Raw genomic sequence first — 10,632 nt, 5'->3', positions numbered from 1 at the left:
TTTTTATGCCGTCATCTGAGAACCTACTACAGCGAAAAAAAAACAAACTACAAAGAATCAGAGAGATTCTATGCTGTCCCATTTGTGGAAGCGATCATATTGCTAATCTGGACACCATTCTTCAATGTCGTAATTGTCAAGAAAAATTCAGTATTAGCCAGAGTACTTATAAGTTTTTATCACAAAGATTAATTGACTATGGGAAGATTAAGCCAACGGCAAATATTTCTGCTCACAACTATGACTCTATAGCATTAAATTTCATAGATAAATATAAAGAAGGATTGATACTTGATAATGGCTGCGGATTGAGAAATGTGTATTACGACAATGTTGTCAATTTCGAGATTGTTGATTATCCAACAACAGACGTTTTAGGTATTGGTGAAAAATTACCGTTTAAATCAGATGCTTTTGATGCAGTATTTTCTTTAAACGTGCTGGAGCATGTCAAAAATCCATTTGAATGTGCTGAAGAAATTTTAAGAGTGGTTAAACCGGGTGGCATACTTTATGTTGTAGTTCCTTTCTTACAACCCTTTCATGGTTATCCAGACCACTACTATAATATGACTAGCACTGGACTAAAAAATCTTTTTTCAGAAAAAGTACAAGTTATTAAATGTAGTGTTCCTTTTAGTGGTTTACCAGTTTGGTGTCTAAGTTGGTTTCTTAACTCTTACATTCATGGGTTACCAGACTCAGTCGCTGATAAGTTCAAGCTAAAAAGAGTTTCTGAACTCTTAAATGTTCCTATGGAATCTCTTGAGCAGGATTTTGTAACCCAACTCAGTGCGGAAGTAAATGAAGAACTGGCTTGTACAAATTCTCTAATTGCGAAGAAAGTAGAAAATCACTTTCAATTTAGAGGTGTAAACTCAGAACCCCAGCAATATAAAGTTCAGGAATACCAAACCGAACTAGAGAGATTACAGCTTCAACTGCTACTCGCTCAAGGTAAAATTGCAGCTATGGAGTCTAGCAAATTTTGGAAACTCAGGAAAGTCTGGTTCCGATTTAAGCAAAGCGTTGGGTTTTCAACAGATGCGGATATTATCAATGATAAAGACACTCTTTAACCCTGGTTTGAAAAATGCATTCAAAACAGAACCGAGAAGTAATGCTTTACGGAAATTGTCGAAGATTTAAGTGTGAAAATTGTCAAAAGCCTTTCAGTGAAAACTTGGAGTTTGTTGGTAACAAAAAGCCATTCACTCATAGATATGCTCATGCTATAATCAAACAAGTCATTCACAGTGATATTATTAATGTGGCTAAAAACAATAAATTAACAGAAGAAGAATATGAGAACCTCTTTATTGCCTTGTTTGAAGATACCAGATATGTTGTTTAAATCTCAAATAAAAATGCTATATAGCGGTTATCTCTTATATGAGGTACAATTTCACCCCCTAAATCCCTCTTATAAAGGGGGGATTGAAGCTCAAAGACGTACCTCACAAGACTAGGAAACGCTATATATTCCAAACGGAGAGTTTAGAGAAATGAATATCTTAGACGAATATATTACTTCAGCACCCAATCCGCAACACGCTCTCGATATTTTTCAAGGCGAGTGGTCATCAAAGCTACCTGGAAATTTGGCAGAGTTAAACGCTGGTTCGGCTCTAGTGTTTGAAGATCCGCGCATTGAATGGGGTATGACTCAATTGGGAGGGGTTAAAGGCAAAACTGTCCTCGAACTTGGTCCGTTGGAAGCGGGGCATACTTATATGCTCGAACGTTTCGGTGCAGCCTCCATCGTATCAATAGAAGCTAACACGCGGGCTTTTTTGAAATGCTTAATTATCAAAGAACTGTTAGAACTCAAAGGCGCACGCTTTTTGTGTGGGGATTTTGTGGAGTATCTGCGGACTAATCCGAAAAAGTTCGATGTTTGCATAGCCAGTGGTGTACTCTATCATATGCAAAATCCAGCAGAATTAATTGCACTTGCGGCTAAGACATCCGATCAAGTTTTCCTTTGGACTCACTACTACAATCACCAAATTATTTCGAGCAACTCCGGTTTATCTCACAAGTTTTCCAGTGGTATACCAGCCGAGTATGCTGGATTCAAACACACGCTTTATCGTCACAGTTACGAGCAAGCCCTCGAATGGGGAGGTTTTTGCGGTGGCAGCAGTACTTTTAGTTATTGGATGAGCCGCGATGACATCCTAGCTTGCCTCAAATACTTTGGCTTGAATAGCATCCAAATTGGTTGTGAGCAACCCGATCATCAAAATGGGCCTAGTTTTGCCTTAACAGCAATTCGCCAGTGAAATTCCCTAGGTGTTCGCAAGAACTGTTTGCCTTACAATGCTGCTTTTATAAAGCGATATCCGAAGAATAGAAAGGATAAAATCTCGTACCTCATGAATATGAGAACCTCTATAAATATTGTTCATACTAAGGAGGAATATGGCATTTTTGTTTGAGATGTAAACAAAAAATGATAAAATAAAAGATAATTTATTGGGAAATCAAAACCACATGAACAAGCAAGAGATAGAAAAACAGATTCAAGAGTTGCAGGAGTGGATGAAAACAAAGATAGACTCAAGAGAATTGAAAAGAGCCTTGGCAGTAAAACTAGCTTTAAACGGGTGAGTTTATAGAGCTATAGCCCAAGAGTTAAATGTATCAATTTCCCCTATCTAGAAAAGTACCACAATTTTTATTGCCCTGTTTAAAAATACCAGATATGCTTTTTACATCTCCAATAAAAATGCTATAGATCGATAAAACTCAAACAGATGATAGAGCAAGCTGCCTACAACGCTTTTTCATGTGAAGAAAAATTTATGGAAAGCCCTACCTTAATTCTAATTCCAGTTTTCAACGACTGGAAAGCTCTAGGTATATTACTAAGGCATCTAGATCGATACTTGCAAGATAAAAACATCAAGGCTGAAGTTCTTGCTGTAGATGATGCTTCAAGTATATCTCACCAGGAATGTTTAACCAAATTAGAATTGAAAGCAATTAAGAGAGTTAAGATCTTAGAGCTAAGAAGAAATATTGGGCATCAAAGAGCCATTACGATTGGTTTGGCATATATTGAAGAGAATCTAGCTTGTCAAGCAGTTGTAGTGATGGATGGAGATGGAGAAGATGCTCCAGGAGATGTTCTTAGGCTGATTGATAAATGCCAGGAATATGGTTACAAAAAAGTGATATTTGCTCAAAGGACTAAACGCTCTGAAACTTGGCAATTCAAATTATTTTACTTGCTCTACAAATGTCTCTATAAACTCCTCACAGGACAGAATATACGTATAGGTAACTTTAGCATTATTCCACAAAAAATTCTCAGTAGATTGGTAGTCGTATCAGAAATATGGAATCATTATGCTGTAGGAGTACTGAAAGCAAAAGTTCCTTGTGTAGAGATAGCCTGTAGACGTAGTGTTCGGCTAGCTGGACATCCAAAAATGAATTTTGTGTCGCTAGTGACCCATGGGTTGAGTGCAATTTCAGTATATGGAGATGTAGTTGGGGTTAGGCTACTCGTGGCTAGTTGTTTACTAATTCTATTAACCATCATAGCCCTATTAGTTATTGTAACAATCCGAGTAATCACTACATTAGCAATTCCCGGATGGACATCTTATCTAGTTGCGTTATTTCTCATAATTATCATACAATTTATTATGTTATCGATATTTTTTATATTCACAATTTTAAGTGGCAGGAATAGTTCTAGTTTTATTCCGAAGCGGGATTATCACTACTTCGTTTTGGGCGTTCAACAAGTTTTTCCTCAATTATGAAAAATCAAGTTTATGTAGGTTCAGAGCTTGAGTTATTTAGTCAGGCTTATCACTGGAAAGCTTACTACAGTAAGATAATCCAACGTTACTTAGGTAGCAATGTCCTAGAAGTAGGAGCAGGAATTGGCGGAACAACCCGCTGCCTTTGTAGAGGAAAGTCAAGTCAATGGATTTGTCTTGAACCCGATTCAATGTTAGCGGATAAAATACAGGCATCTATTATTAGAGGGGAGCTACCAAAATGTTGTGAAGTTAGACTAGGAACTTTAGCAGATTTAAGTCTACATGAAACTTTTGATACTATTATCTATATAGATGTCCTAGAACATATTAAAGATGACGTAGCGGAAGTAAAGCTCATAGATAAGCACCTGAGATATGGTGCAAATTTGATTGTGTTGGCTCCAGCTTACCAATGGCTGTTTACTCCTTTTGATCGCGCCATAGGTCATCATCGTAGATATAACAAAAATTCATTATCAGCCGTAATTCCCAAAAACTTCAAATGCATTAGGATGAGCTATCTAGACAGCGTTGGATTAATTGCTTCTTTAGGAAACCGTTTTGTTCTCAAGAGCAAAATGCCAAGCAAAAAACAAATCCGGGTCTGGGATAAAGTTATGGTTCCTCTTTCTAAGATGATAGATCCATTAATTGGATATTCAATTGGCAAGTCAATAATTGGCATATGGAAGAAATATTAAGTCAAAATTAGTTATGAGATTAACTCTAGTTTTAAGTAGTAAAAAATGAAATTGTCTTTTCTTAAACCAAAATTATTACATCCGCTTTTTTTATTGCTAATAATTAGCCCTTCTTTTATCATAGGAACATTAATTCTGGAAAATGCTGTTAATATCCCTTATTGGGATCAGTGGGAAGTTGTTACTGTCTTGGAAAATTTTTACAAAAGTCAACTTTCTTTTCAAAATTTAATTTATCAACAGAATGAAAGCAGGCTGTTCTTTCCAAGACTAATTTTTCTTGGTTTAGCGCAACTGACACGTTGGGATGTTAGATATGAAATGCTAGTGAGTTTCTTGCTAGCCTGTCTGACCTCTTTTAACATTTATCGCTTAAATCGATGGACACTCAGAGGAAGCAAGATAAAAGGATTATTAATATTTTTTCTATCAAATCTGCTAATTTTTGCCCCTATTCAGCATGAAAACTGGCTTTGGGGAATACAGCTTATTGTTTTTGTTCCTATTGAATGTGTCACAACATGTATAGTAGTTTCTTACTCAAAGCTTAGTTCAATTGCTAAATTTATTATCTGTGCATTTCTATGTACTATTAGTACCTTTTCCTATGCCAACGGAATAGTAGCTTGGGTAATCGTTTTTCCGGTTTTGGCTATTTCTAAATCATGGAAATGGAAGGATTTATTTAATCAAAAACTATTATTAGCAGGATGGATTGCCTGTTTCATTGGCAATTTCGTACTTTACTTCCACAATTATCAAAAACCTACCCATCATCCTAGCTTTATATATGCAGCAGAACATCCGTTAAAAGCATTGAATTTCTTTACTTCCTTTATTGGTTCTCCATTTAGATTTGGTATCCAGAAAGGGGACTTGCTTCTTGCTACTACTGTCGGTTTAATTTTACTAGTTTTGTTTATAGCTTCTAATATTTACATATTCCTTTTAACAAGGACTAACCTTGTTTATGAAACGATTGGATGGCAAGTCATTGGATCTTATACAGGAATTAGTGCTTTAATAACTACCCTGGGAAGAGTTGGGTTTGGTGTTGAACAGTCTCTTGCTTCAAGATATACAACTTTTTCTCTATACATGACTATTTCAGTAGCGCACTTAATAGCAATTATTCTGAATGATATTAACAACAGAGGCGCTTTAAAAGAACAAAGATTGTGGATTGACAGGGCGCTATCGGCTTTATTGGGAATATTTCTCCTGATGCATCTAATAACCTCTGTTTTGTCAGCCCAACACATGAATGCTATCAAACAAGAGCGTTTAAGAGCCAAAGCCTGCTTATTATTGATGAACGTTGCACCAGCGGAGTGCTTGACAACAAAAGTTTATCCCAGCCTGGAAGAACTGAAGCGTCGGGCAACTTTTCTCAACAGTATAGGGTTTCTCCAGCCTAGCTTAGTCGAGGAAAATAAGATTGACGATATTGGAATTGCTCAAGTCAATTCTAAATACGGATGGTTTGATACCCTTAGCCAAGCCAATGGAAATGTATATTCTGCTGCGGGTTGGGCAATTTTACCGGATAGAGGAGAGTCTGCTGATGCAGTAATTCTAACCTATGAAAATAAAGAGGGAGAATCGCTCTCCTTTACACTGGGTGAGCTAGAAAAGCCAAGACCTGATGTGGCGAAAGCTTTTAAAAAAGATGCCTACGTTAATTCAGGTTGGCAAAAAGATTTTTCTAGGGAAGGGTTAGTCGGTCAATCGATTAAAATCAATGCCTGGGCATTCGACTCCAGAAAGGGAAAAGCTTTTAAGCTTAATGGAACTCATTCAGTCCAAGAATAAATTTTTCCCTAGAACATCAGCCCAGTAACCAGAATGCTGAGGGGGGCGTCGAGACGCCCCCCTATTATTAACTACACAAAACTTAGTACAATATTGGATGCGGAGAGCAAGATAGCCGCCGCAGAGTCTGCCACCACAGCAAGTCTATCGCCCTGGAAGAGAATTTCGGTATCGAGGCGAGGTCTGCACTTCCAGCCCCAATGTCACCGATTCGGAGACCGTATTGATTCACATTTCTACTAACTTGAATGGTATCCTCTCCAAATACCCAATCTGTATTGAACTGATGTGATTTATCTCCTTACTGTTAATTACTATTCAACCTACCTGATTGCTCGATTAATTAAATCAATTCCTGCAACTCAAGACATTCCTCATCAAATTATTGTTGTTAATAACTCTGCTGATGATAAGAAGCTTAAAAACATTCACACCAAATCCCTGCAAATTTTAAACGCCGAAACAAACCTGGGCTTCGGTAATGCCTGCAATCTAGGATTGAACTGGATCTACGACCGAAATCCCAATGCTATCGTCTGGATTATCAATCCCGATACTTATCTGCCAGAAAACACTCTAGAAAAAGTTCCTTCCTTGTTTAATGTCCATCCAGAACTCTCGATTATTGGTACCTTGATCTGTACACTTGCTGGTGATATCTGGTTCGCTGGCGGTCACTTTATCCCTCAACTCGGTGCTATCCTCTCCACAGACCTACTTTCCTCTCATCCAGAAGCCACCTATATCCCCTGTGACTGGGTTAGTGGCTGTAGCTTACTCCTTAACCTGCACCACTTCCAAACTTGCCCCCAGTTCGACCCAGCTTACTTCCTCTACTACGAAGACTTCGACTTTTGTCGCCGTTACGCGATGGAGGGTCATCAGATTGCAATTACCAGTCAGCTCGCGGTAATTCACCAACCCTCCTCTATTACAAATAGAAATATCACTCAAAAATTCAAGCACAGCACCTATAGCTACTTACTCACCCTAGAACGATACACCAGTCAAGCAGTCTTATTCTTGCGATTTTGGCGACTCTTTCTCCACGCCCTCATCTTACTGATGATAAAACCTCAAACTGCTCTTGGTAAACTGGCTGGCATATCCAGTTATCTCAGACGAGCCATTTGAAATTGTCCAATTCCCTTTTAATCAACCTCTCCATTCTTTTCTCTCAACCCACCGGCATCGCCACCTATGCCGCCAATCTCTTCCCCTACCTAAAGCCTCTCAACCCCACCCTCCTGATTTCACCCACCGCCTCAAAATGCTACCCCCTCGCCTCTGACTTTACCGACTACCCCATCCCTGCTAACTTAACCCCCGCCCAAGGAACTAAAGGCCACCTCCGTCGCCTCCTGTGGACTCAACTCCAACTCTCCCGCATTTACCAGAACCTCAACTCATCCCTCCTCTTCTCCCCGATTCCCGAAGCCCCTCTCTACACCAACTGCCGCTACGTGGTGATGGTTCACGACCTCATCCCCCTGCGCTTTCCCAGACGTTACTCTCCTCTCACCCCCTACTTTCGCTATTACATTCCCCAAGTTCTCAACCAAGCCCAACATATCCTTTGTCATGCCACCACTACCGCCAGAGATATTACTGACTTCTTTAATATTCCAGCCACCAAAACTACTCCTATCCCCCTCGCTTGTGATACCAGCCACTTTCGGTGTCTACCCAATCGGGAGGAATCTACCTTAGAAGCCGACCTAACCCCCCCTACCCCCGAGTTAGACTCCCTTCTCCTAGCAGGAGAGGGGCTAGGGGAGAGGTTAACCAAACCCTATTGGCAGCAGGATATACCTTACTTCCTCTACATTGGACGCCATGACCCCCATAAAAACCTGCACCGCCTAATTGATGCCTTCGCCACCCTCCCCAATTGCCGCGACTACCAACTCTGGATTACTGGTTCCTCCGACCCCCGCTATACCCCCATTCTCCAAGCGAAAGCTGATCAACTTGGTCTCAGCCATCAAGTAAAATTCCTCGACTACGTTCCCTACAACCAGTTACCTTTAATCATTAACCGAGCGATCGCTCTTGTCTTCCCCAGCCTCTGGGAAGGCTTTGGTATCCCTGTTCTAGAAGCCATGGCGTGCGGCACTCCTGTCATTACCTCTAATATTTCCTCCCTTCCTGAAGTGGCTGGAGATGCAGCTATCTTAGTTGACCCCTACAACACCAGCGAAATTGCCGATGCCATGCAATCTATAGTTACCGACTCAAACTTGCGATCGCACCTGCACACCCTCGGACTCCACCGCGCCAGTCAATTTAGTTGGGCAAAAACCGGAAAAGCTACCGTCGAAGTCCTCCAACAATATCTCTAAAACCGTTTACCGCTGCCAAAGCACTAGCATCACTCCACAAATAATAAAGCCTAAACCCGCGAGGCGACTCACGGGAATCGTCTCCTGAAACGCGAAGTAACCCAGCAGCACTGAAAACACGTATATTAACGCCGCTGAAGGACCAACCACACTCAGCTTGACACGAGTCAGCAATAAAATATAAGCGATCGCGCCCAGTCCATAACAGACTAAACCCGCGATCAACTCCGGCGTCATCGCGATACCCAACACATGACTAAATAAATTGCCAGTATTTACCCTTCCTAACTTCAAGGCTCCTAGCTTTAGCAAAAATTGTCCTGATACACTAACCAAAATTGAAATCAGCAACAAACCAAATTCTGGTGGAGTCAAAACTAAAAATCCTTATACTAAGTCACTCTATATGAATTATGAATTATGAATTATGAGAGGATTCATCACACTCAGCCCTCAACACTGAACACTTACAATTTCTTTACTCAGCCTCGCTACAATAAAAGATTGGAGCATTAAACACCCTATCAGTTAGGGGTATAGCGATTATGGTCTTGCCAATTGTTGCAGTAATAGGACGCCCGAATGTGGGCAAATCAACCCTTGTCAATCGTTTGGCAAGCGTCACCGATGCGATTGTTCACGACGAACCGGGAGTAACCCGCGATCGCACTTATCGTTCTGCCTTCTGGCAAGACCGCGAATACTCAGTCGTCGATACCGGTGGCTTGCTCTTCGACGACGATACCGAATTCTTTCCCCTGATTCGGGAACAGGCAATGGCAGCCCTCGCTGAAGCCAGCGCCGCTATACTGGTCGTCGATGGTCAGGCAGGTCCGACAGCCTCTGATGAAGCGATCGCTAATTGGTTACGGCAACAATCTGTCCCCGTTGTCCTCGCCGTCAATAAATGCGAGTCACCCCAGCAGGGACTTATCCAATCATCCCAGTTTTGGGAATTAGGTTTAGGCGAACCCTTCCCTGTCTCCGCCATTCACGGTGGTGGTACAGGCGAACTCCTTGACGAACTCATTACCCACCTACCCGTCGTCGATGCCATCCCCGAAACCCCAGAAATTAAAGTTGCTATTGTGGGACGTCCCAACGTTGGTAAGTCGAGCTTGTTGAACATCCTTACTGGCGAAAAGCGCTCCATTGTCAGCCCCATCTCCGGCACTACCCGTGATGCCATTGATATGGTTGTAGAACGACCAGGCGACCCAGAAAAAGGTACTGAGGGCAAAACCTATCGCCTAATCGACACCGCCGGTATTCGCAAAAAGAAAAACGTGGACTACGGTCCAGAATTCTTTGGCATTAACCGCGCCTTCAAAGCCATTCGCCGTTCCGATGTCGTTTTGCTTGTTATTGATGCCCTTGATGGCGTCACCGAACAAGACCAAAAACTGGCAGGACGCATTGCCGAAGAAGGACGCGCCGCTGTCATCGTCGTTAATAAATGGGATGCGGTAGAAAAAGACTCCTACACCATTTACGAATACGAACAAATCGCCAAAAACCGCCTGCATTTTATTGAATGGGCTGAACTGGTTTTTGTCAGCGCCTTAACGGGCAAACGGATTGAAAATATTCTGGATTTAGTTGATACGGCTGCCGCACAGCACCAGCGCCGCGTTACCACTTCCGTGATTAATGAAGTCCTCGAAGAAGCCGTTGGCTGGCACTCACCTCCCACTAATCGCCAGGGGCGGCAGGGTAAAATTTACTACGGCACCCAAGTCAAAAGCCATCCACCCACTATTGCCCTATTCGTCAACGAACCCAAACGCTTCAACGAAAACTACCGCCGCTACATCGAACGTCAGTTCCGCCAGCAGTTAGGTTTTACGGGTACTCCCTTACGCCTGTTGTGGCGCGGCAAAAAAGTTCGCGAGGTTGAGAGCAATAGTGCCAATCGTGCTATTCGAGTTTAATTGTTTTGGTTCTTTGTCAATTGTCATTTGTCCTTTGTAACATCAAGAGGCTAATGAGATCGGGAAT

10 protein-coding genes are annotated in these 10,632 nt (G+C 41.5%); 9 read left to right on the top strand and 1 reads right to left on the bottom strand.

The window, feature by feature from the left end:
* The first annotated feature begins 5 nt into the window (after positions 1 to 5).
* The 8 genes from IQ257_RS00515 to IQ257_RS00480 all read left to right on the top strand — a co-directional run bounded on the left by IQ257_RS00515 (position 6) and on the right by IQ257_RS00480 (position 8,634).
* Positions 6 to 1,079 (top strand): class I SAM-dependent methyltransferase, encoded by a 1,074-nt coding sequence (locus IQ257_RS00515; RefSeq protein WP_193872899.1) that lies wholly within the window; start codon positions 6 to 8, stop codon positions 1,077 to 1,079.
* Between the two features lie 14 nt (positions 1,080 to 1,093).
* A complete protein-coding gene (locus IQ257_RS00510) occupies positions 1,094 to 1,354 on the top strand; it encodes a hypothetical protein (protein WP_193932882.1) in 261 nt (86 codons plus the stop codon).
* A 151-nt stretch (positions 1,355 to 1,505) separates the two neighbouring features.
* Positions 1,506 to 2,285 carry a class I SAM-dependent methyltransferase gene (locus tag IQ257_RS00505; RefSeq protein WP_193872897.1) on the top strand — a complete coding sequence of 260 codons (780 nt, stop codon included), beginning with the start codon at positions 1,506 to 1,508 and terminating at the stop codon, positions 2,283 to 2,285.
* Between the two features lie 474 nt (positions 2,286 to 2,759).
* On the top strand, positions 2,760 to 3,776 hold the full coding sequence (locus IQ257_RS00500; protein ID WP_193872896.1) for a glycosyltransferase: 1,017 nt from the start codon (positions 2,760 to 2,762) through the stop codon (positions 3,774 to 3,776).
* Entirely contained in the window at positions 3,773 to 4,480 is a 708-nt protein-coding gene (locus tag IQ257_RS00495; protein WP_193872895.1) for a class I SAM-dependent methyltransferase, read from the top strand. The genes IQ257_RS00500 and IQ257_RS00495 overlap by 4 nt, the downstream gene beginning before the upstream one ends.
* Positions 4,481 to 4,525: 45 nt before the next feature.
* Positions 4,526 to 6,292 (top strand): hypothetical protein, encoded by a 1,767-nt coding sequence (locus IQ257_RS00490; protein ID WP_193872894.1) that lies wholly within the window; start codon positions 4,526 to 4,528, stop codon positions 6,290 to 6,292.
* Between the two features lie 288 nt (positions 6,293 to 6,580).
* Positions 6,581 to 7,426 (top strand): glycosyltransferase family 2 protein, encoded by an 846-nt coding sequence (locus IQ257_RS00485; RefSeq protein WP_193872893.1) that lies wholly within the window; start codon positions 6,581 to 6,583, stop codon positions 7,424 to 7,426.
* A 2-nt stretch (positions 7,427 to 7,428) separates the two neighbouring features.
* On the top strand, positions 7,429 to 8,634 hold the full coding sequence (locus IQ257_RS00480; RefSeq protein ID WP_193932879.1) for a glycosyltransferase family 4 protein: 1,206 nt from the start codon (positions 7,429 to 7,431) through the stop codon (positions 8,632 to 8,634).
* Between the two features lie 6 nt (positions 8,635 to 8,640).
* Here the strand turns inward: IQ257_RS00480 and IQ257_RS00475 are convergent, their stop codons facing one another.
* Positions 8,641 to 9,009, bottom strand: coding sequence for an EamA family transporter (locus IQ257_RS00475; RefSeq protein WP_193872272.1), 369 nt, complete (start codon positions 9,007 to 9,009; stop codon positions 8,641 to 8,643).
* A gap of 170 nt (positions 9,010 to 9,179) precedes the next feature.
* On the opposite strand from IQ257_RS00475, the gene der reads away from it, so the two are divergent.
* A complete protein-coding gene (gene der / locus IQ257_RS00470; protein ID WP_193872270.1) occupies positions 9,180 to 10,565 on the top strand; it encodes a ribosome biogenesis GTPase Der in 1,386 nt (461 codons plus the stop codon).
* The last annotated feature ends 67 nt before the right edge of the window (positions 10,566 to 10,632 follow it).

The organism is Coleofasciculus sp. LEGE 07092 (assembly GCF_015207375.1).
GTDB lineage: Bacteria > Cyanobacteriota > Cyanobacteriia > Cyanobacteriales > Coleofasciculaceae > LEGE-07092.
The sequence above is the reverse complement of the archived record's forward strand: the minus strand, read 5'-3'. Positions and strand labels throughout refer to the sequence as shown.